Origin of the sequence: Novosphingobium mangrovisedimenti, from assembly GCF_025153475.1 — a bacterium.
Taxonomy (GTDB): Bacteria; Pseudomonadota; Alphaproteobacteria; order Sphingomonadales; family Sphingomonadaceae; genus Novosphingobium; species Novosphingobium mangrovi_A.
The window spans coordinates 39110-60604 of record NZ_JANZXA010000003.1; the positions used below are offsets into that span (position 1 = coordinate 39110).

Annotated in this window: 22 protein-coding genes; 10 read left to right on the forward strand and 12 right to left on the reverse strand. The window is 65.9% G+C overall.

The annotated features are described in order from the left end of the window. Positions 1-45: 45 nt before the first annotated feature. The 6 genes from NZK81_RS05835 to dut all read left to right on the forward strand — a co-directional run bounded on the left by NZK81_RS05835 (position 46) and on the right by dut (position 6246). Positions 46-357 carry an excalibur calcium-binding domain-containing protein gene (locus tag NZK81_RS05835; protein WP_260044814.1) on the forward strand — a complete coding sequence of 104 codons (312 nt, stop codon included), beginning with the start codon at positions 46-48 and terminating at the stop codon, positions 355-357. Positions 358-449: 92 nt separating this feature from the next. Next, positions 450-1181: a class I SAM-dependent methyltransferase gene (locus NZK81_RS05840; RefSeq protein ID WP_260044816.1), complete on the forward strand. Its 732-nt coding sequence runs from the start codon at positions 450-452 to the stop codon at positions 1179-1181. Between the two features lie 192 nt (positions 1182-1373). After that, the gene (gene ubiB / locus NZK81_RS05845) at positions 1374-2939 is read left to right on the forward strand and encodes a 2-polyprenylphenol 6-hydroxylase (RefSeq protein WP_260044817.1); all 1566 of its coding nucleotides are present in this window, start codon (positions 1374-1376) and stop codon (positions 2937-2939) included. Continuing rightward, positions 2906-4123, forward strand: coding sequence for a hypothetical protein (locus NZK81_RS05850; protein ID WP_260044819.1), 1218 nt, complete (start codon positions 2906-2908; stop codon positions 4121-4123). Before ubiB ends, NZK81_RS05850 begins: the two co-directional genes overlap by 34 nt. Before the next feature lie 37 nt (positions 4124-4160). Next, on the forward strand, positions 4161-5792 hold the full coding sequence (locus NZK81_RS05855) for a bifunctional phosphopantothenoylcysteine decarboxylase/phosphopantothenate synthase (RefSeq protein ID WP_260044820.1): 1632 nt from the start codon (positions 4161-4163) through the stop codon (positions 5790-5792). Then, positions 5776-6246 carry a dUTP diphosphatase gene (gene dut / locus NZK81_RS05860; RefSeq protein WP_260044822.1) on the forward strand — a complete coding sequence of 157 codons (471 nt, stop codon included), beginning with the start codon at positions 5776-5778 and terminating at the stop codon, positions 6244-6246. Before NZK81_RS05855 ends, dut begins: the two co-directional genes overlap by 17 nt. Positions 6247-6421: 175 nt before the next feature. Here the strand turns inward: dut and NZK81_RS05865 are convergent, their stop codons facing one another. Both NZK81_RS05865 and NZK81_RS05870 read right to left on the reverse strand, forming a co-directional pair. Then, positions 6422-6598 (reverse strand): hypothetical protein, encoded by a 177-nt coding sequence (locus NZK81_RS05865; RefSeq protein WP_260044824.1) that lies wholly within the window; start codon positions 6596-6598, stop codon positions 6422-6424. Between the two features lie 206 nt (positions 6599-6804). Beyond that, positions 6805-7473 carry a DUF4136 domain-containing protein gene (locus NZK81_RS05870; RefSeq protein WP_260045327.1) on the reverse strand — a complete coding sequence of 223 codons (669 nt, stop codon included), beginning with the start codon at positions 7471-7473 and terminating at the stop codon, positions 6805-6807. A 208-nt stretch (positions 7474-7681) separates the two neighbouring features. Here NZK81_RS05870 and NZK81_RS05875 point away from each other — a divergent pair, with 208 nt between their 5' ends. Continuing rightward, positions 7682-8338, forward strand: a complete 657-nt coding sequence (locus NZK81_RS05875; RefSeq protein ID WP_260044826.1) for an MOSC domain-containing protein — start codon at positions 7682-7684, stop codon at positions 8336-8338. Positions 8339-8425: 87 nt separating this feature from the next. On the opposite strand, the gene trpS is transcribed toward NZK81_RS05875, so the two are convergent. The 3 genes from trpS to secB form a co-directional block, all read right to left on the reverse strand. Next, positions 8426-9445: a tryptophan--tRNA ligase gene (gene trpS, locus NZK81_RS05880; protein WP_260044828.1), complete on the reverse strand. Its 1020-nt coding sequence runs from the start codon at positions 9443-9445 to the stop codon at positions 8426-8428. 222 nt (positions 9446-9667) lie between these two features. Beyond that, entirely contained in the window at positions 9668-11251 is a 1584-nt protein-coding gene (gene murJ, locus NZK81_RS05885; protein ID WP_260044830.1) for a murein biosynthesis integral membrane protein MurJ, read from the reverse strand. A 51-nt stretch (positions 11252-11302) separates the two neighbouring features. Further along, a complete protein-coding gene (gene secB, locus NZK81_RS05890) occupies positions 11303-11821 on the reverse strand; it encodes a protein-export chaperone SecB (protein WP_260044832.1) in 519 nt (172 codons plus the stop codon). A 323-nt stretch (positions 11822-12144) separates the two neighbouring features. On the opposite strand from secB, the gene NZK81_RS05895 reads away from it, so the two are divergent. From NZK81_RS05895 to NZK81_RS05905, 3 genes are read left to right on the forward strand one after another with little or no spacing between them, the layout of a single operon-like run. Next, positions 12145-12834, forward strand: coding sequence for a Tim44/TimA family putative adaptor protein (locus tag NZK81_RS05895; RefSeq protein ID WP_260044833.1), 690 nt, complete (start codon positions 12145-12147; stop codon positions 12832-12834). 44 nt (positions 12835-12878) lie between these two features. Next, on the forward strand, positions 12879-14078 hold the full coding sequence (gene mltA / locus NZK81_RS05900) for a murein transglycosylase A (protein ID WP_260044835.1): 1200 nt from the start codon (positions 12879-12881) through the stop codon (positions 14076-14078). Continuing rightward, positions 14075-14665 (forward strand): Smr/MutS family protein, encoded by a 591-nt coding sequence (locus tag NZK81_RS05905; protein ID WP_260044837.1) that lies wholly within the window; start codon positions 14075-14077, stop codon positions 14663-14665. Before mltA ends, NZK81_RS05905 begins: the two co-directional genes overlap by 4 nt. On the opposite strand, the gene NZK81_RS05910 is transcribed toward NZK81_RS05905, so the two are convergent. From NZK81_RS05910 to bioD, 7 genes are all read right to left on the reverse strand, one after another. Next, positions 14552-15013, reverse strand: coding sequence for a hypothetical protein (locus tag NZK81_RS05910; RefSeq protein ID WP_260044839.1), 462 nt, complete (start codon positions 15011-15013; stop codon positions 14552-14554). The two genes, NZK81_RS05905 and NZK81_RS05910, sit on opposite strands and share 114 nt — an antisense overlap. Before the next feature lie 541 nt (positions 15014-15554). After that, a complete protein-coding gene (gene ahpF, locus NZK81_RS05915) occupies positions 15555-17144 on the reverse strand; it encodes an alkyl hydroperoxide reductase subunit F (protein ID WP_260044841.1) in 1590 nt (529 codons plus the stop codon). 133 nt (positions 17145-17277) lie between these two features. Beyond that, positions 17278-17841 carry an alkyl hydroperoxide reductase subunit C gene (gene ahpC / locus NZK81_RS05920; protein WP_260044843.1) on the reverse strand — a complete coding sequence of 188 codons (564 nt, stop codon included), beginning with the start codon at positions 17839-17841 and terminating at the stop codon, positions 17278-17280. 513 nt (positions 17842-18354) lie between these two features. After that, positions 18355-18813, reverse strand: a complete 459-nt coding sequence (locus NZK81_RS05925; RefSeq protein ID WP_260044845.1) for a hypothetical protein — start codon at positions 18811-18813, stop codon at positions 18355-18357. 175 nt (positions 18814-18988) lie between these two features. After that, positions 18989-19462, reverse strand: a complete 474-nt coding sequence (locus NZK81_RS05930) for a hypothetical protein (RefSeq protein ID WP_260044847.1) — start codon at positions 19460-19462, stop codon at positions 18989-18991. 148 nt (positions 19463-19610) lie between these two features. Then, entirely contained in the window at positions 19611-20861 is a 1251-nt protein-coding gene (locus tag NZK81_RS05935) for an adenosylmethionine--8-amino-7-oxononanoate transaminase (RefSeq protein WP_260044848.1), read from the reverse strand. Beyond that, entirely contained in the window at positions 20858-21493 is a 636-nt protein-coding gene (gene bioD / locus NZK81_RS05940; protein ID WP_260044850.1) for a dethiobiotin synthase, read from the reverse strand. Before bioD ends, NZK81_RS05935 begins: the two co-directional genes overlap by 4 nt. Positions 21494-21495: the final 2 nt, after the last annotated feature.

Sequence of the window (21495 nt, forward strand, 5' to 3'; positions counted from 1 at the left end):
CGCCACCGGCTGGACATTACACTGCGTTAATCCCATCCTGCGGGCATGAAGTGGCCGATTGCCTTTCCGGCGCTTGCTGCCCTTGCCGCATCTGCGGCGCCTGCCCATCCGGGCGGGCTGAATGCGGCGGGTTGCCATAACAACCGCAAGACCGGCGAGTACCATTGCCATCGCTCGGGCGCTGCCAGCGCGCCGCAACCAAAGCCGGCTGCCCGGCCGGTTCGGTTGCCGGGAGGCCAGGTCTATTACCCCAATTGCGCTGCTGCGCGGGCCGCCGGAGTGGCGCCTCTGCGGCGCGGCGATCCCGGTTATCGGCCGGGTCTCGACCGCGACCGCGACGGCAAGGCGTGCGAGTAACGCGGTGACGGGGCCGCTCTGGTGGGCTCCTTCCTGCCGTAATTGCCTCATCGCTCTTTGCGCGGGCGGGAATTGCGCTTAAAGCCCGCCCCATGAACGATACCGTTTCCTTCGGCTACGAAGATGTCGCCCCCGAGGAGAAGGCCGGACGCGTCGGCGCCGTCTTTTCGAACGTCGCGCGCAAGTACGATGTGATGAACGATGCCATGTCGGTCGGCATGCACCGTTTGTGGAAGGACAAGTTCGTGCGCCGGGTAAGGCCGCAGCCAGGCGAGCAGATCCTCGACATGGCGGGCGGCACCGGCGACATCGCCTTCCGCATGGAGGAAGCGGGCGCTTCCATCACGGTCTCGGACATCAATCAGGACATGCTCGACGTCGGCATCGAGCGCGCCATGGAGCGCGGGATCGATACCCTCGTCTGGTCGCGCCAGAATGCCGAGGAGCTGGCCTTCCCGGACCGCATTTTCGATGCCTATACGATTGCGTTCGGCATCCGCAACGTCACCCACATCGACAAGGCGCTGGCCGAGGCGTTCCGCGTGCTCAAGTACGGCGGACGCTTCTTCTGCCTGGAATTCTCGACGACCGAATGGCCAGGCTTCAAGGAGGCCTACGACGCCTATTCGCACCATCTGGTGCCCCGGATCGGCAAGGCCATCGCGGGCGATGCCGATTCCTACCGCTACCTGATCGAATCGATCCGCCGTTTTCCGCCCATGCCCGAATTCGAACGCATGATCCGCGAGGCCGGGTTCAAGCATACCAAGGTCGAGCCGATCATGGGCGGCCTCGTCGCGATTCATTCGGGCTGGAAGGTTTAACAGGGTGATCTTCACACGAAGTCGTGAAGTCCGCCAGTTCCCCTCCTGCGTGCGGGAGGGGGTAGGGGAGGGCGTGTCCGCTCTCGACCTTACGACAATGCTGCCGCGAACGGGCACATGCCCTCCCCCGACCCCTCCCGCATGCGGGAGGGGAGATCATGGGCTCGCGGCTTTGCGGCGCGAGGTGCTCCTTTGACTCGTCCCGTCACACACATTGCACGCCTTCTCAAATGGGGGCGTGTGCTCGCGCGGCACGGGGCGTTGCGCGGGATCGAGAACGACCGCAATGCGCCCGCGGTGGTCAAGCGCCTGTGCCGCGTGGCCCGCTTCGGCACGCGCCAGCCGGGCGAGCCGGACTATGCGGGTGCCTTCCAGGAAATCGGCCCGGCCGCTATCAAGCTCGGCCAGGCGCTCGCGACCCGGCCCGATCTCGTCGGCGAGGGCCCCGCGCGCAACCTGCTGACGTTGCAGGACAGCCTGCCGCCGGTGGACTTCGCCCAGATCCGCGCGCAGATCGAAGACACCTTCGGCAAGCCGATCGACGCGCTGTTCTCCAGTATCGAGGAGGAGCCTATCGGCGCAGCCTCGATCGCGCAGGTCCACCGCGCGATGACCACCGACGGGCGGCAGGTCGCGGTCAAGGTGCTGCGCCCGCAGATCCGCGAGAAGTTCGCACGCGACGTCGAGACCTACGAATGGGCCGCCGCGCATCTCGAGGCGCTGGGTGGCGAGGCGGCGCGCCTGCGTCCGCGCGCGGTGATCGACAACCTCAAGCGCTGGACCCTGCGCGAGCTGGACCTGCGGCGCGAGGCGGCCTCGGCCTCCGAGCTTTCCGAGGCGATGACCGGCATCGAGGGCTACCGCGTCCCCGACATCGACTGGGACCGCACCAATGGATCGGTGCTGACGGTCGAATGGGTCGACGGCATCAAGATGAGCGATCTCGATGCCCTGCGCGCGGCCGGGCACGACATGTCCGCGCTGGCGCGCCGGCTGGTGATCACCTTCCTGACCCAGGCGATTTCCAGCGGCTTTTTCCATGCCGACATGCATCAGGGCAACCTGTTCGTGCAGCGCGACGGCACGATCGTTGCCATCGATTTCGGCATCATGGGCCGGATCAACCGGCAGGCGCGGCTGTGGCTGGCGGAGATCCTCTATGGCCTGACCACGGGCAATTACCGCCGCGTCGCCGAAATCCACTTCGAGGCGCAATACGTGCCCGCCTACCATTCGGCCGAGGAATTCGCGACGGCACTGCGCGCGGTGGGCGAGCCGATGCGCGGCAAGCCGGTGTCCGAATTGTCGGTCGGCCAGATGCTCGACGGTCTGTTCGCGATCACCCGCGATTTCGACATGCAGGTCCAGCCGCACCTGCTGCTGCTGCAGAAGACCATGGTCATGGTCGAGGGGCTGGCGACCGCGCTCGATCCCCAGATCAACATGTGGGACGTTTCCGGCCCCTTCGTGAAAAGCTGGATCCGCGACGAGCTGGGCCCCGAGGCCATGGTGGCCGACCGCTTGCGCGAGGATCTGGGCACGCTTGCCCGCCTGCCCGCGCTGGTGCGCCGGATCGAAGAGAAATTCCCGCCCAAGGGCGGCGCGCCCGAACAGGCGCCGCTGCCCGACATGAAGCTTATCCTCGGCCTAGGTGAACCGCGTAAACGCGAAAGTAACCACTGGGTGGGGTATGTTGTGGCCGCAATCCTGGGGGGTGCTGCCACATGGGCGTTCACGTACTGGACATTACTGAGCTAGCGACAGCCGAAGGCGCAAGTGCGTCGACGGCGGGCGCCGGGGCGGCGTCCGGTCGTTTCGCGCACTGGTCCCCGTCCCTGGCGCGCGTCGTCCTGGCCGTGCTGGCACTGCTTCTTCTCGCTTCGGCGCTGGTCCCGGTCGGCAAGCCCGGCAACCGCTCGCCGTGGGCGGGGCCGGTCGAGGGACCGGTCTCGATCAGCACCTCGGCCAGCGTGGCCGACGAGCCCTACGACGAGGACATCGCGCTCTACGAAGTGGCCATCGATCGTATCGCCCATGGCGAGAACTATTACGATTTCATCGTCTCCGAGCAGCGCGCCCGCAACTACCCGGTAAATCCGGGGCTGGCCGTGCGCATGCCGACGCTTGCCTATCTCGATGCCTGGCTGGGCACGCCCGGCCAGATCGTCGCGGCCATTGCCCTGATGCTGGGCATCGTTGCCGCATGGTGGCGCCGCTTCGGCGAGGAGGGCGTCTCGCCGCGCCTGCGGCGGATGGCGACGGCGATGGTCTTCGTCGGGGCCTCGCTCGGGCTCAACCGGCATTACTTCCCCTTGCACGAACTCTGGGCAGGCGGGCTGATCGCCCTGTCGTTCGGCCTGCACCGCATTGGCGTGAATGGGCAGGGCGGCCGGTGGATCGGAGCGTTCTACGCCGGTGCGCTGGCCCTGGCGATTCGCGAGCATGCCTTGCCGTTCGTGCTGCTGATGGCGGCTGCCGCGCTGTGGTATCGCAACTGGCGCGAGGCGGCGGCGTGGAGCGCGCTGGTCGCGGTGTTCTTCGTGGCGCTGGCCCTGCACCTTTCGCTGGTCGCGCGCGACGTGCTGCCCAGCGATCCGCATTCCGCGCCTTGGCTGGTCATGCGCGGGCTGTCCGGCTGGCTCGCCAATGTCGTGCAGTCGAGCAATCTTCGCTGGCTTCCGCATGTCCTGGCCGGACCCGCAGTGGTGCTGATGACCTTCGGCTGGCTCGGCTGGAAAGGGCGCGGCGGCCTCTTCGGTTTCCTGCTGAGCGCGGGCTATGGGCTGGCCTTCATGTTTGCAGGGCGCTGGGATAATTTCTACTGGGGGGCGGTGATCGCGCCCGCCATGTTCGCGGGCATCGTATTCGCGCCGCGCGCGCTTTCGGACCTTGTCGCGGCGGCGCGATTGCGGGCCCGATCGCCGGTTGCGGCCGTAAACTGATTGCGTGACCATGAACGCTGTTGCACAAGCCCCGACAATGAATGGACCCCGCATACTTCTGGTCGTGGGTGGCGGCATCGCCGCCTACAAGGCCTGCGAGCTCGTCCGTACCATCCGCAAGGAAGGGGGCGAGGTTACCTGCGTGCTGACCGAGGCAGGTACGAAATTCGTCACGCCCATGGCGTTGGCAGCCCTCTCGGAAAAGCCTGTCTACACCACGTTGTGGGACCTCAAGAACGAGGCCGAGATGGGGCACATCCAGCTCAGCCGCGAGGCCGATCTCGTCGTGATCTGTCCGGCGACGGCGGACCTGATCGCCAAGATGGCTTCGGGGATCGCCGACGATCTGGCGACGACGATGCTGCTGGCGACCGACAAGCCGGTCATGGTGGCACCGGCGATGAACGTGCGCATGTGGCAGCACGCCGCGACCATGCGCAACGTGCAGATCCTGCGTGAGGCTGGGGTCGACGTGATGGAGCCCGACGAGGGCAGCATGGCCTGCGGCGAATTCGGGCCCGGGCGCCTGCCCGATCCCGAGGCGATCTGGCAGCGCATTGCCTGGGCGCTGGGGCTGGACCCGGTCGAGGTGGCGCCCTTGCCGGGCTCGGTGCCCGAGCCGTACCCCCACCCCGCCCTACCGCAGACGCACCGTCTTCCCGAACCCGAGCCGCAGCCCGATCCGGCGCAGTGGCAGCCCAGGTTCGATGAGCCCGAACCGGAGCCGGCCGCACCCGAAGGGCTCGGCCTGGGCGGCCTGACCGGCTCGATGATCTCACGCGGGCTGCAGCGTGCCAAGAAGGCGATCACGTTCGGTCAGGAAGATGAGGATCCGGCATCGCGCAGGTCGGTGACCCGGGAGTCGCCGTCCCCTGCCGCGTCCCTGCTGGTCGCGAAGAAAGGCGCCGCGCGCGCCGCGCCGCCGACCGATCCGGCCGCGATCAATCATCTCTTTTCGCACCATGCCGATGCCGCTCCGCCGGAAAGCTTCGGCGAGGCGCCGGCCGCGCCGCTACCCGGGGACGGGCCGCTCAAGGGGCGCCATGTACTGGTGACCGCGGGGCCGACCTGGGAGCCGATCGACCCGGTACGCTACATTGCCAACAGGTCTTCGGGCAAGCAGGGCTTCGCAATCGCCGCGGCCGCCGCACGGGCCGGTGCGCGCGTCACGCTGGTGGCGGGCCCGGTCCATCTCGAAACGCCGCCGGGCGTCGATCGCGTCGATGTCGAAAGCGCGTTGCAGATGGCAGAGGCGGTGAAGAAGGCGCTTCCCGCCGACATCGCGGTGATGGTCGCCGCCGTGGCGGACTGGCGCACGGCCAATATCGCCAAGGAAAAGCTCAAGAAGCGCGGTTCGGCTCCGCCGGCGCTGCTGCTCACCGAGAACCCGGACATCCTTGCCGGCGTTGCCGCGCGGCCGGATCGTCCGCCGCTGCTGATCGGCTTCGCCGCCGAGACCGAACACGTGATCGAGCACGCCAAGGAAAAGCGCAAGCGCAAGGGGGCCGACTGGATCATCGCCAACGACGTTTCCGGCGATGTCATGGGCGGCGATGCCAATGCCGTCCACATCGTGCGCGGCGATGACGTGATTTCACTTCCCGAAATGCCCAAGGAGGATGTCGCGCGCATCCTCGTCGAAAGGATGGCAGATGCATTCGCCCGCTGAAGTTCCCGTGCCGATCAAGGTCCTGCCCCATGGCGAGGGGCTGTCGCTGCCGGTCTATGCCACGGACGGCGCGGCGGGGATGGACGTGGTCTCGGCCGAGGACGTGACGATCGCGCCGGGCGCGCGCCATGCCGTCGCCACGGGGCTTGCCGTCGCCATTCCCTATGGCTTCGAGATACAGGTTCGCCCGCGTTCGGGCCTTGCGCTCAAGCACGGCATCACCGTGCCGAACACGCCGGGCACGATCGATTCGGACTATCGCGGGGAACTGAAGGTCATCCTCATCAACCATGGCGGCGAAGCCTTCGACATCCGCAGGGGTGATCGCGTGGCGCAGCTCGTGCTGGCGCCCGTCACGCGCGCATCCTGGCTGCCGGTCGATGAACTGGACGAGACGGCGCGCGGTGAAGGCGGCTTCGGTTCGACCGGCGGGGTGGTCTCGCTCGGGAGCTGATCCGTCAGGCGCCTTGCGTGAAGACGCCGGCCCACAACGGCAGCAGGTCCAGGATCAGCACGAGCACCAGCGCGACGGAAAGGCGGCCGCACCAGCCGTAGCGCCGGTGGATGGTTTCGCCCATGCCCTGCAGCACTTCCCCGGCGATCCATTCGAACAGCCCGCCATCCTGCGTTCAGTCCTCGCCCTTGCCCGGACGGCGGCGGTCCTTGCGCCGCAGGCCGAACCATCCTGCGAGGCCGAGCCCGCCCAGCACCGCCACGCCCTTTGCGAGCATGGAAAAGGTGGCGGACAGCGCGCCTGCGGTCACGCCCCAGAAGAGCTGCGACATGATGGCCATGAAGGTGTTCATCGGCGCCAGTCTTCGGGGGTCGGCGCGCCCAGGTCAATGGCAATGCACGGCATGCGAAGGCGGTGAAAGGCTGGTCCGGTTCGCATGTCGGACCTGCGGAGCCGGCGCGCGGCCCGCCCCGAAAAGCGAAAGGACGGGCCCGCTGTCGCGGCGGACCCGTCCCTCGGTGTCTCCCTCTCGCAGGAGGGGGAGCCAGTCAGCTCGTGTTACTTCTTCTCCGGCGCCACGGTAATGCGCACGGTCTCGCCCGAGTTCCCGGGGAAGCCGGTGAACATTGCCTCGATGAGGTTGGGGACGATGTATTGCAGGCGGTTCGAGGTCGAGACTGCCTCGGCCTGGCCTTCGAAGACGCGTTCGCCGTCGGTGGCACGGTCGATCTTCAGCGAGATGCCGCTGGTGTAGACGGTGGTCACGTCGATACCGTCATCGAAGAACGGATCGTACCAGCCATAGTGCCACGGGCCGCCCCAGTAGCCCATGGGATAGGGGCGGTAATAGGGGCTGTAGCCGTACCAAGGGCTCCAGTAGGGCGATCGGGCAAAGCCGGTGGAGCGCACCCGTTCCCGGCCGTTGTCGACGCCGTAGTCGAAGCGCACGATCAGGCTGGCCTTGCCCGGGTCCTCGACCGGGGCGTAGCCCAGGTTGGCCAGCCGGTCCCGCACGAGACCGGCATATTGCGCGAACTCCAGCCCGCCTGCCAGTTCGGGATCGCCGGCGACGACGGCGAAGGTCTGGCCTGCGGGAGCGGGCAGCTGCGACTGGAAGCGCGACACGTCGGCCTTGAACGGCGCGGCGCAGGCGGCGAGAGCCATGAGCAGCATGGCGGCTGCGGCAAGGCGAAGCTTGCCGAAATGCGAGTGCGGATTGTTTGTCATCATTGCTACGCTCCACGACCCGAAGGGCCTCTTGCACCCGATCCGGCGCTTGCCTTCGATTCCTTGCGATCCTGCCGTAAAATCAACGGCCTGAATAGCGGTTGAATGGAGAGGCAGGTGCGACGGACGCCCTGCCTCGTTCATCCGCCGGCCAGATGTGCTGTCACGGCTTGAACGGCTCTTCATTATGTAGGATGGGTGCGACCCGATGACGAGCCCCGTTCCCATCCTTTCCGTCCAGTGTGGTAAGGTCCGATCCTTTCAGGGACCTGACAAGCCGAGCGCGATTGCCAAGGTCCCGGTCGACGGGCCGGTTCGCGTGCATAGACTTGGCCTGGCGGGCGACGAACAGGCGGACCTGACGGTCCATGGCGGGCCGGACAAGGCGATCCACCACTACGCGCACGACCACTACGGATTCTGGAGCGAGGTGCTGGGCGATCATCCGCTGCTGTTGGACTATGGCGCCTTCGGAGAGAACATCTCGACCCATGCCATGACCGAGGAAACGGTCTGCATCGGTGATCGCTACCGGCTGGGCACGGCGCTGGTCGAAGTCAGCCAGGGCCGCCAGCCGTGCTGGAAGCTCGACCACCGTTTCGGCGGCCTGCCGGTCAATGCACGCATGGTGAAGGCGCGGCGTGCGGGCTGGTACTACCGCGTGCTGGAGGAAGGCGAGGTCGGCGCGGGCGATGCGATCACGCTGCTGGAGCGGCCGCACGGCGAATGGACCGTGTCCCGCACCTTCGGCCTGCTCGTGGCCGGCGACCACAAGCGCGATCGCGAGGGGCTGGAAGCGCTCGGGGCGCTGGACGTGCTGGCCGAACCCTGGAAGGCGCGGCGGGCGAAACTGCTGGGCATCTGATCGTCGCCCGATGCCCGTGGCAAAAGCTTGCCGAAGCCACCCGGAGCCGTGTCGCGCCGGATGGCCTCGGCCTTGCCGCGACGAAGGTCAGCCTCGCACCAGTCCGAGCGCGTCGTAGGTCCTGTCCAGCGTTGGTACCGCCAGCGCGCGTGCCTTTTCCGCGCCCTTTTTCAGGATCGCATCGAGCGCCGGGCGGTCCTGGCGCAGCTCCACGAAGCGGTGGTTGATCGGCGCCAGTTTCGAGACGAGCAGTTCGCCGAGCGCCGGCTTGAACTTGCCGAAGCCCTCGCCGCCGAACTCGGACAGGACGGCCTCCACCGTGGTGCCGGCCATGACCGCGTAGATCCCCACGAGGTTGGCCGCTTCGGCGCGCCCTTCGAGACCCGCCTTTTCACTCGGGAGCGGCTCGGGATCGGTCTTGGCCTTCTTGATCTTCTGCATGATCGTGTCGGCATCGTCGGTCAGGTTGATCCGGCTCATGTCGGACGGGTCCGACTTGCTCATCTTGGCCGTGCCGTTGCGCAGGCTCATGATGCGCGCGGCCTCGGGCGGGATGATCGGGTCGGGGAGCGTGAAGACCGGGTTTTCTTCCGTAGCGAAGTCGTTGTTGAACTTCTGCGCGATGTCGCGCGCCAGTTCGAGGTGCTGCTTCTGGTCCTCGCCCACCGGAACGTGCGTCGCCTGATAGAGCAGGACGTCGGCGGCCTGCAGTACCGGATAGGTAAACAGTGCCACCGATGCGCCTTCGCGGTTCTTGCCCGACTTGTCCTTGAACTGCGTCATGCGGTTCAGCCAGCCCATGCGGGCCGTGCCGTTGAGCAGCCATTGCAGCTCGGCATGCTGGGGGACCTGCGCCTGGTTGAACAGGATCGAACGGTCCGGATCGATGCCGCAGGCCACCAGCGCTGCTACCATCTCGCGCGTGTTGGCGGCGAGTTCAGCCGGATCGTGCGGCATCGAGATCGCGTGGAGATCGGCGAGGAAGTAGAGGCTCTGTCCGCCCTGGGCGGCCATGTCGTCCTGCATCTTCACCCAGTTGCGGATGGCGCCGAGGTAATTGCCGAGGTGCAGGTTGCCGGTTGGCTGGATGCCGGAGACGATACGCATGGTTGCGTCCTTCATGAACTTTACGGGAAATGCTTGGGGACCGTGCGGTCAACAGGCACGGTCGAGGGTGTGGGTCAGCGAATGGCCACACGCCATCGCCAGGCCGCCCGGCCGGGACGCCGATCAAGCATCCGGAGGCCATGATTCCAGAGGAGCGAGAAAGCCTGCATGGCGCGAGCCCTTAGCACAAATCCGCAGGCATGGAAGCCTCGGCCGGGATGCCTAATCCGCCTTCGCGGCGGGCTTGCGCCGCCGAAGCTGGGCGATCAGGTCCTTGTCGAGCGCGCCGATGGCATAGGCCACGCCGAAGAATACCGCGAGTCCGGTGCCGCATAGCGCGCCGAGCGACCAGACCTTTTCCAGCACATTGCCGCCGTAATGCCCTGCCATGAGCGGCATCAACGCGATCAGCGCCGCGCTCATCGCCGCCGTGGCGACGAGCTGGCGGCCGATGCGTCCGGCCAGCTTGGCGGAAAAGTGGAACCATCCGCGCAGTTGCAGGATGGTATAGAGCGTAAGCACATTGAGCGTGGACGTGAAAGCCGTCGCCGCGGCGAGGCCGACAATCCCGAAGCGCGGCACCACGACGATGTTCACGCCGATGTTGACGATCAGCGCGGCGGCGGAAATCCACACCGGCGTGCGCGTATCCTCGCGGCTGAAGAATGCGGGCTGGAACACTTTCACGAGGACGTAGCTGGGCAGGCCGATGACCAGCGCAACCACGATGTCGGCCATGATCGCGCCGTTTGCGGCGGTCATCTTGCCGCCGACGAAGAAGGCGGTGACGAAAGCCGGGGCGCAGATTGCCAGCGCGGCGGCCGCAGGCAGGGTAAGCAGCGTGGCCATTTCCACGGCATTGGCCTGAAGGCGCTGGGCCTCGCGGGAATCGCCGGTCTGGATGTGGCGCGCGAGCATCGGCAGGATCGCCGTGCCCAGCGCGATGCCGACGATGCCGAGCGGCATCTGGTTCAGCCGGTCGGCGTACTTGAGCAGCGTGAGCGAGCCCTGCGCCAGCGAGGTGGCGAAGAACGTGTCGACGAACTGGCTGATCTGATAGACGCCCGCGCCGAACGTCGCGGGCAGGATCAGCAGGCCGAGGCGCTTCACCTCCGGCGTGAACCGGGGCAGCGTCATCTTCAGGCGGACGCCGGCCTTGCGCGTGGCCCATGCCATGTAGAGCAGCTGCGCGGCGCCGGCCACCGCCACGGCGACGGCCTGAACGTAGGCCACGGTCACGTCGGTGCCGCCGGCCTCGCGCAAGTAGTAACCGGTCACGATGCCGGTGATCAGCACGATGTTGAGCAGCACTGGCACGAAAGCGCCCGGGGCGAATTTCGAATGGGCGTTGAGCAGGCCGGACAGCATCGCGACGAGGCTGACAAGACCGAGATACGGGAACGTGATCCGCGACAGGGTGACGGCCAGCTCGAACTTGCCGGGGACCGACTGGTACTCGCTGGCCAGGAGGTAGACGATGCCGGGCATCACCAGCATGGCGATCGCGGAAAAGCCCAGCAGGACCCAGATGAACACGGCCAGCACGTCGCTGGCGAACCTGTCGGCCGCATCCTCGCCGCCTTCGCCTGCCAGGGTGCGCGTGTACATCGGCACGAAGGCGACGGAGAACGCACCCTCGGCGAAGAGACGCCGGAACGTGTTGGGCAGGACGAAGGCGAGCTGGAAGGCGTCGGCGGCCATGCCCGCGCCCAGCACGCGCGCGATCAGCATGTCGCGCACGAAGCCGAAGACGCGGCTGAGCGCCGTCAGTCCGCCGATCGTGCCGACGTTGCGGACGAGGCTCATGCGCGCGGGCCCTTCATGGCCGGTCCGGGGCGGTCGCCAGCGCTGTCCGGGTCAGGCGTTGCCAGCCGGTTCGCCCTGCGCGTCGTCCGCCTGCTGCTGCGCCTGGGCCTGAAGCTGCTGGGCATAGAGACCGTTGAAGTCGATCGGCTCCAGCATCAGCGGCGCGAAGCCGGCATCGCGCACGGCATCGGCGATCACGCGGCGGGCGAAGGGGAACAGGATGCGCGGCGCCTCGGCGAACAGGAACGCGTGGCTCTGTCCTTCGTCCAGGTTGCGCATGCCGACCAGCGCGCAATAGCTGAGGTCGACGACGAAGGCCGTGCCGGTTTCCGCCTTCGACACGCAGGTGATCTTCAGTTCGACCTCGTGCACGTCGGTGTCGATCGTCCGGGCGCCGATGTTGAACTGCACGTCGATCTGCGGCGCATCCTGCCACGAGAAGCTCTGCGGCGCGTTCGGGTTCTCGACCGAGAGGTCCTTGACGTACTGCGAGATGATCCCGGCGGACGGCGCGGTGTCGGCGCCGTTGCCCAGGTTGAGGTCGGAGATGATGTTGCCTTCGTCGGCCATTTTTTGAGATTCCCGCAAAGAATTCTGTATCAGCGGGCGCGCCTAAAGCATTTTGCGCCGGCGTGGAACACCCGTTGCGGGAATTTGTGGTGGCCGCGTTCGCCGGCTTCCGCCCGGCCGCCGGGGGCCTGTCCGTCCCGCGAGTGGAACGAATCCGTGCCGAGTCGAGGCGAATCCGCCGCAGATCGGGGAAAAATTGCCCCGATCGGCCTGCTCACGCGTTGTTCATTTGTAAACCGTACCTATCTCAGGCTATGTTCAACAATTGCAACGCGAATCCGATGGCGCTGGCAAACGTACGCATAAGGAATGGATAAAGGGACGTGACACCCGAAATTGTGATCCTGGCCATGATCGCGGCTTTCCTGGGGCTGCGGCTGTACTCCGTGCTTGGTCGTCGTGCCGAGCACGAGGAAGAGCCGATCCAGGGCCGTTTCGAGGGACGCCAGGGCCGTCCGGGTGCTCCGCGTGTCCCGGCCCAGCAGAAGCCCGATGCCAAGTCGGAAGATCGGGGTCAGGCCGATCAGGTGCAGCGTCCGCGTGAAATGCCGCTGGTTCCGGCCCCGGCCGAGCGCGGGCTGGCAGAGATCGCCAGTGCCGACCGCCGTTTCGATGCCTTTGCCTTCCTCGAAGGCGCGCGCGGTGCCTATCGCATGATCCTCGAAGCCTTCTGGAAGGGCGACAAGGAAGAACTCCGGCACCTTTGCGACGATGAGGTCTACGCCAGTTTCGCAGGCGCCATCGATGCGCGCGTCGAAGCGGGCGAAACGCTCGAAAACCGGCTGGTGCGGATCGAGGAATGTGCCGTTATCGCCGCCGGCGTGGAAAACGGCTTTGCACGCATCACGCTGCGCTTCCGTGCGGACATCGCCGCCGTCACCCGCAATGCCGAGGGCGACGTGATCGCCGGATCGCTTGACGATGCGGTGGAGGCGGTCGACGTGTGGACCTTCACCCGCGCGCTCAATTCGCCCGATCCCGACTGGTTGCTCGACGAGACCGACCAGGGCTGAGGTTCTTCCCGGGGGCCCGGTGTCCCCGCGCAGGGAGGGTGATCTTGCGATCAGGGAGAGTGCCGGGGCGCAAGCAGGCCCGCAAGCTGGTGGCGCTTTCGCTCCTGACCCTGCTGGCTTCGTGCGTCAACGTCATCCCGCGTCAAGCCGGCCCGGAGCTGCCCCCGGCGCCTACGGCCGTTGCACTCGGCGTGCGGCCCGGACCATCGCTGGCAGATCTGTCGCTGACCGAGAAGGATGCCACCGCGGCGCTGGCCGCGTTTCGCGAAAGCTGTCCGCGTGTCATGTCGCGCACCGATGGCAGCGGCCTCACCCGACCGGACGACTGGCGCCAGGCCTGCACGGCGGCAGCCAACTGGGGGGCGGGGTCGGCCGTCCTCTTCTTCGTCAGCTATTTCGAAGCGGTGCAGGTCGGCGATGGCAAGGCGCACGCGACCGGCTATTACGAGCCTGAAATCGTTGGTTCGTCCAGGCGCATGCCGGGTTTCGACGTGCCCGTCTACGGCGTGCCGTCCGATCTGGTGCGCGCGCGTGCGGGTGATGCACAGCCGCTTGCCAGCGGCAAGATGCCGCTTGGCCGCTACGGCGGCGACGGGACTTTCGTCCCCTACTACGACCGCGCGGCGATCGAGCAGGGTGCGTTGATGGGTCGCGGGCGGGAAATTGCCTGGGCGGCCGATCCGGTGGAGTTCTTCTTCCTTCAGGTCCAGGGTTCGGGGCGGCTGCGCGCACCCGACGGCTCGGTGATGCGCATCGGCTATGCGGGCCAGAACGGCCTTGCCTATACCGGCATCGGTGCCGTCATGCGCGAGCGCGGGCTGATTGGCGACGGGCCCGGGCAGTATCCCGGCTCGATGCAGGGCATCATGCAGTACATCCGCGAACATCCCGCCGAGGGGCGGGCGCTGATGGACGAGAACAAGTCCTATGTTTTCTTCAAGGCGTTGGTGGGCGACGGCCCCCTAGGGGCGCTGAATGTACCGGTGCGGCCCCGCAGCTCGGTCGCGGCCGATCCGCGCTACGTGCCGCTCGGCGCGCCGGTCTGGCTCGATCTCGACCGGGGCGAGGCGGACGGCCTGTGGATTGCGCAGGACACTGGCGGCGCGATCAAGGGTGCCAACCGTTTCGATACCTTCTGGGGCGCGGGCGACCAGGCGCGGACGATTGCCGGCGGCATGAGCGCGCGCGGTCAAGCGCTGGTGCTGGTGCCGAGGGGAACGCTCGCCAGGCTGGGCGTGGGGTGAGGCGTCCCGGGCGCAGGCTGAGCGCTGAGGAAGCGCAGGTCTGGGCGCAAGTCGCGCGGACCGTCACGCCCCTCGATCGTTCCCCGGGGCGGGAAGGCGCGCAGGCGAAGCGTGTCGAGAGCGCGGTGCCCGTGCCTTTGGCGCCGAGCAAGCCGTTGCCGTCAGGCAAGAAAGTCAAAGGGCGCGTGCCGCCTCCGCTGCCGCCCAAGGCAGTGCCGGCGAAGCCGAAGGCCGATGCGCCGCTCCACCTCGACGGGTCATGGGAAAAGCGCATTTCCAAGGGAGGGCTGGTCCCGGACTTCAGTCTCGATCTGCACGGGGCCAGTCTCGAGGTGGCTCACAGCCGGCTGATGCACGGGTTGATGCAGGCGCGGGCGATGGGCGCGCGGGTCGTGCTGGTGGTTACCGGCAAGCCCCGGCCGGTCGACGCGATGGACCGGGGCGAGCGGCGCGGCGCCATTCGCGCGAAGATTTCAGACTGGCTCGCCGCCAGCGAGCACGCTTCCGACATCGTGGCGATCAGGGGCGCGCACCGGCGGCATGGAGGGCATGGGGCTCTCTATCTCGTGCTGCGGCGCCGGCGCTAGTCCTATCGGTTCGCTGGGGCGATCGCCTGTGAGCGGGCGGCCCGTGAGCGAGGGGAACAGGCGCATCAATCCGACCATCACGACGGGCCAGAACCACGTGGCCGCCATGTCCCGCAGCGTGTCCGGCCAGAACCAGGCGCCGTGCGCAAACCTGTCCATCGTTTCGTTCGCGAGTTCGAGTCCGATGACCGGAACCAGCGTCCAGAGGGAATAGAGCGGCTTGCGCGACCATAGCGCGGCGAGAAACCAGATGGCGATACCCGCGTAGGTATGGGCGAACTTGTCGGGTTCGGGGCATTGCGCCACGATCCAGTCGATCGCGCGCTCATACTGCAGGAAGATGTCCATGCCGCCTTATGCGGCGCTGCAGCATGACTGTCGAGCGGCCCGGTGTATCAGATCGTCGCATATGAAGCGCGCACCGGCGCCATGATGGCACGGGTGCGCGATGTGCTTTTCGAAAAGGCGGTGCGCGAAGCGCTGTACGTTGCCGGTCTTAGCTAAAACGGGAACTCAGGTCAGAAGCGACATCGCCGTTTCTTGCAAGGGCAAAAGTCATGGGTCCGGATCTACGCAGCGACTGGCAAATCCAGATGCCCTTTTCTTCGCAATATTCGCGAAGTTCGTGGAAGTTGTCTTCTCGATATGCGAAGCGATGAAATTCCGATATATTATTGGTCATGTAAGACGATATATATACGAATCTTAAAATTTTCAACCCGGGTGGAGAGAACGACTTTTTTCCGTTCGTGGAATGAGGGTATGATCGGCGGAAAAGCGTCGGGACCATGGCGTTCCCCGGGCGTTTTTCGGCGGCACGAACGACAACGGGCGGGAACCCTTCGGTTCCCGCCCGCCCGCCTCATCGGCAGTTCAACCTCGTTGGCGTTCAGGCCGCTTGCGCGATCTCGGTCGGCGCTTCGTTGCGGATCAGATAGTCGAAGGCCGACAGCGCCGCCTTCGAGCCTTCGCCCATGGCGATGATGATCTGCTTGTAGGGCACCGTGGTGGCGTCGCCGGCGGCGAACACGCCCGGCACGTTGGTCGCGGCCTTCTCGTCGATGACGATCTCGCCGCGGGGAGACAGTTCCACCCCGGAGTCCTTGAGCCACTCGGTGTTGGGCACCAGCCCGATCTGGACGAATACGCCTTCCAGCTCGACATGCCTTTCCTCGCCGGACTCGCGGTCCTTGTAGGTCAGGCCGTTCACCTTCTCGCCGTCGCCGGTGACCTCGGTGGTCTGGGCCGAGACGATGATGTCGACATTCGCGAACGAGCGCAGCTTGTCCTGCAGCACCTGGTCGGCGCGCAGCTTGGGATCGAATTCGATCAGCGTCACGTGGCCGACGATGTTGGCGAGGTCGATCGCCGCCTCGACGCCCGAGTTGCCGCCACCGATCACCGCCACGCGTTTGCCCTTGAACAGCGGGCCATCGCAGTGCGGGCAATAGGCCACGCCCTTGGTCTTGTACTCGGCCTCGCCGGGCACGCCCAGATTGCGCCAGCGCGCGCCGGTGGTGAGCACGAGGCTGCGGGCCTTGAGCGAGGCGCCGTTCGAGAAGACGACCTCGTGGTAGCCGCCCAGTTCCCTGGCCGGGATCAGCTTTTCCGCGCGCAGCAGGTTCATCGCGTCGATGTCGTACTCGGCGATGTGCTGTTCGAGCGCGGCCGCCAGCTTGGGACCTTCGGTGTAGGGAACCGAGATGAAGTTCTCGATGCCCATGGTGTCCTGCACCTGGCCGCCCATGCGTTCGGCGGCGATGCCGGTCGAGAAGCCCTTGCGCGCGGTGTAGATCGCGGCCGCGGCACCGGCGGGGCCGCCGCCGACGACCAGCACTTCGAAGGGCTTTTTCCCGGCCAGCTTGGCGGCTGCCTTGGCTTCGGCGCCGGTATCGAGCTTTCCGAGAATCTCCTCCAGGCTGATCTTGCCCGAGGCCCACATCTCGCCGTTCAGGAACGTGGCCGGCACGGCCATGACGCCGCGTTCCTCGACCTCGGCCTGGTAGGTGCCGCCTTCGATCAGCGTCACCTTGGCCTTCGGGTTCTTCAGCGCGATCAGCGTGAGCGCCTGCACCACGTCGGGGCAGTTGTGGCACGAGAGCGAGAAATACATCTCGAAGGTCATTTCGCCGTCGAGCGCCGCGATCTGCTCCAGCACTTCGTCGGAAACCTTCGGCGGGTGGCCGCCAGCCCACAGCAGGGCGAGCACCAGCGAGGTGAATTCATGGCCCATCGGCACGCCGGCGAAGCGCACTTCGGCTTCGGGCCGGGCCCTGGCGGCAATGGTAAAACTGGGCTTGCGGGTATTGTCACCGTCGAACCGGGCGCTGACCTTGTCGGACAGGCCGGCGATCACTTCCAGCAACTCGCGGGTTTCTGCCGACTTTGCATCGTCGCCAAGCGAGGCGACGAGCTCGATCGGCTCGCGCAGCATGCCGAGGTATTGCGAGAGCTGCTGCTTCAGGGTGGCGTCGAGCATGGTCAGGGGTCCTGTCTGATGAATCGGGTTGGGAACGAGTGGCGGCCCGGGGCTGGGGGGAGGGGGGCTGCCCCGGGCCGCGCCGTTCAGTGGCCGTCAGGGCCACTGTCCTCGGAACGACCCGAGGGGAGGCTCAGAGCTTGCCGACGAGGTCGAGCGAGGGAGCCAGGGTCTCGGCGCCTTCTTCCCACTTGGCCGGGCAGACCTGGCCGGGGTGTTCGCGCCAGTACTTGGCGGCCTTGATCTTGCGGACGAGTTCGGTGGCGTTGCGGCCCACGCCCTCGGGGGTGATTTCCATGATCTGGATCACGCCGTCGGGATCGATCACGAAAGTCGCGCGGTCGGCAAGGCCGGCGTCACGCAGCACGCCGAAGTTGTTCGACAGCTCGTGGTTCTGGTCGCCGAGGAACGGGTAGGTGCACTTGGCGATCTTTTCCGAAGTGTCGTGCCAGGCCTTGTGGCAGAAGTGGGTGTCGGTCGACACGCCGAACACTTCCACGCCCATGCCCTGCAGGGTCTCGTACTGCTCGGCGAGGTCTTCCAGCTCGGTCGGGCAGACGAAGGTGAAGTCGGCCGGATAGAAGAAGAACACGGCCCACTTGCCTTCGATGTCCTTTTCGGTGACGTCGAAGAAGTCCTTGCCTGCCTGGAACGCGGTGTTCTTGAACGGCTTGATGCTGCTGCCGATGATACCCATGGATTGTGTCTCCCTCGATTGGGTGTTGAACTGACGAGAGGGAGATAGTCGCACCGCATGACGATTTGTAGCGCGATGATTCGATTGATCTGATCGACTGAGGCGATCAGCGGGCGGCGGATTGTGCGATTACATCGATAAGATGCGATTCACTCGCGGTAGCGGAGCTGTCCCTGGCCGCAAGGTGACACTTCGGTTGACACGGCTGACACGGTCCAGAGGGAAAAAGCGTCACCTTGTGGGCGAAAGTGTCACTTTGCGGCCGGGAGGTGTCACCTTGCAGTGATGAGATGTCACTTTACCTGCCGCGATCACGTCCGTTGGTTACGGCGCGTCCGTGGAGGTGGCGGAATGCACAGTTCAAGGAGCGGTGGCTGAGAGCCTGAGCCAATGTGACAGGCTGGGCGTGTGTAGGAAAGCGTTGGTGCCTGGTTGGGCCGGTTGCGGACCGTCCGCTTTTCGCTTCCTCGCACATTGAAGCTGCCATTCGGCAAACGACAACGGAGCGGACCTTCATCGTGACATGCGATTTGCTTTCCAGCAAGGTTCCAACCTTGCTAAGCTATCATCGACCCATTGCGCCAAGGGTGTGCCACTGTTCGAGTTAAACTCGATGGTTCCTAGTCCGTGCTCAGGATATTGAGCGTCCGCCTTTAAGTGATAACCTGTGCCATCAGCGGTGACGATTAAATCCTTGCCCAGCAGGAATGGTATGGAAACAGCTGGGCTTTCTAATTTCTCCGCTGAAATCAATACGTCAAGTGCCTGAGGACAGCGCCTCGTATCCGTCCAATAGACTACTTCGCCATGCTCATTTCGAACGGTTCGTCTGAACTCGTAACTGAAGTCTTCGTCGTCGTGCAGGGTTCCAACCTCAATCGTCTCAGAAGAATGTTCACGTGCTGGTGATCGATCGAAGATCAACCAAGGGTCGAAGGATGTGGCAGAGGCTAGTAGAAGGGCTGCAATCATTTGAAACCAATATCACTTTGTATGTCGGCTTCCCACTCATCTCGGGCGTTTGACATTTTAGTCGCCAGGAAGAACCGGACAGTCGGGATGCGGGGACGTCAAATCAGCCCTCGAACGACCGACATGGGCACCAGGCCGCCGGTTAGAGTATTTGCTGGAATGCCGTGTTCGCGCGTCAAACTTGGAAAAGCTCGGTGTCAGAGCAGAGCGCTTTGAAGACGCGTGCGCACAGGTGTGGCACATCGTGCAGCCGACCATCCGGCGTTTCCACAACCACGGCCTCCGGCATGTCAGACCAAGTTACATTGCCTGCGAAATAAGACCCGTCGCTAAACGCCGCGCCTTTCCCTCTGACCATGTGCTCAGCACGCAGCCCTATCAACTCAGACTTCGGATGGCGGGTCAGCTCTACGTGCTTGCCTGCGTTGGCAATCGCCCGGATCGTGTGGAAGTCCGGGACCTTCGCCGCGATCTCGTCCGCGACTTCATGTGGCTTACCGCCCCGCACGTGGGCCACCACATCAGCAAAATGGTACAGAATGATGCAGGTCGCAATGGCGAGGTCGTAGGCGGTTGGCTCCGCCTTAAGGCGACGGCAGAGCGGCCCCGCCAGTTCGGCCATGTACACTTGAGGATTCGAGAAGGCCATGATTGAGGCATACTCGGACCCGACCAACTATTCTACCGGACAGCATCACCGCCGTTCCAATCCCGTCAGTCACTATGTCCGCTTTCAGGATATCGGCAGGGTTACCCTTATGACCGAGATGGGCGCATAGCTGCCGTCCCGCCGCAGATCAAAACGAAATCACCGCTTCCCCAATCGCGTCCCACACCTGCGCCAGTTGGTCGTCGGTGATGCAGTAGGGCGGCATCACGTAGATCGTGTTGCCCAGGGGGCGCAGCAGCACGCCTCGCTCGCGGAAGAAGGCCATCAGGCGCGGGGCGAGGGTATCGAGGTAGCCGCCCTCGCCGCTGGTCTTGAGGTCGAGCGCGGCGAGCGTGCCGAGCTGGCGCGGATTGTTGAAGTGGCAGAACTGGCCGAGCTTCTCCAGCCATGCGGCCTGCTTTGCGGCGAGCGCGGCGATGCGCTCGCGCACCGGTTCCTCGCGCCAGATCGCGAGGTTGGCGCTGGCCGCCGCGCAGGCGAGCGGGTTGGCGGTGTAGCTGGAGGAGTGGAAGAACATCTTCGCGCGGTCGGTCGACCAGTGCGCCTCGAAGATCGGCTCGCTCGCCATGGTGACGGCAAGCGGCATCGAACCGCCGGTCAGCCCTTTCGAAAGGCACAGGATGTCGGGCACGACATCCGCCTGTTCGCAGGCGAGCAGGGTGCCGGTGCGGCCCCAGCCGGTCATGACTTCGTCGGCGATGAACAGCACGCCGTGGCGCGCGCAGATGGCGTGCATCGCCGCCAGCGTCTCGGCGGAATAGACCAGCATGCCGCCCGCGCCGAGCACCAGCGGCTCGACGATCAGCGCGGCCGTGTCGGGCTGCTTGCAGAAGGCCTCCAGCGCATCGAGCGTTTCCTGTTCGGCGCTGGCAGCGGGGAAGGGAATGCGCGCCACGTCGAACAGCAGCGGCTCGTAGGCCTGGTTGAACACGCCGCGCTCGCCCACGGACATCGTGCCGATGGTGTCGCCGTGATAGCTGTGCTCCATCACCACGATGCGGTGGCGCTGTTCGCCGCGCGCGTGCCAGTAGCCGAGCGCCATCTTCAGCGCGACTTCGACGCAGGTCGAGCCGGAATCGGAAAAGAACACGCGCGTCAGGCTTTCGGGCATGATCGCGCGCAGGCCCGCCGCGACATCCTCGGCCGGCTGGTGGGTCCAGCCCGCGAAGATCACCTGGTCGAGCTTCTGCGCCTGTTCGGCGATCGCGGCCATGATGCGCGGGTTACAGTGGCCGTGCGTCGTTACCCACCACGAGGAAATGGCATCGATCATCGGCCCTTCGGCGGTTTGCAGGAGGGCACCTTGCGCGCTTTCCACCAGCGGGATCGGTTCCTGCAGGCCGTGCTGGGTGAAGGGGTGCCAGATGGATGAAGTCACGCGGTGAAGTCCTCCAGTCGGAAGTTCTCTGAAAAGGCGGCCCGCAGCGACTTGGGAGTCAGCGGGTCGAGCACGGGCAGGCGACCGAGGCGGCGGACCTTGCCCATGGCGCAGATCGTCGCCTCGCTGTCCTCCACCGGCTCGCCGACGAAGGCCACGCCCAGGATCGGCACGCCGCGCGCGCGCAGCGCCTCGATCGAAAGCAGCGAATGGTTGATGGTGCCGAGCGTGGTGCGCGCGACCAGCACGGCCGGGGCCTGCCAGCGGGCGAACTGGTCGGCATAGGTCTCGCTGCGGCTGATCGGCACGAGCACGCCGCCGGCCCCTTCCACCACCAGCGGACCGGCGACGTCCGGCAGGGCGAGGCGGGCCGGGTCTATGGCGATGCCGTCGATCTCGGCAGCGAGGTGTGGGGAACAAGGCGTGGCGAGGCTGTAGGCTTCGGGCAGCACCTGCTCGCGCGGCATGCCGGCAAGGCGCGCGACCCGTTCGGCATCGGTGCCGTCGTCCTCTATCCCGGCCTGAACCGGCTTCCAGTAATGGGCGTGGAGCGCGCCTGTGAGCGCGGCGGCGAAAACGGTCTTGCCGATGCCGGTATCGGTGCCGGTGACGATGATGGGATGCGCCTGCATGG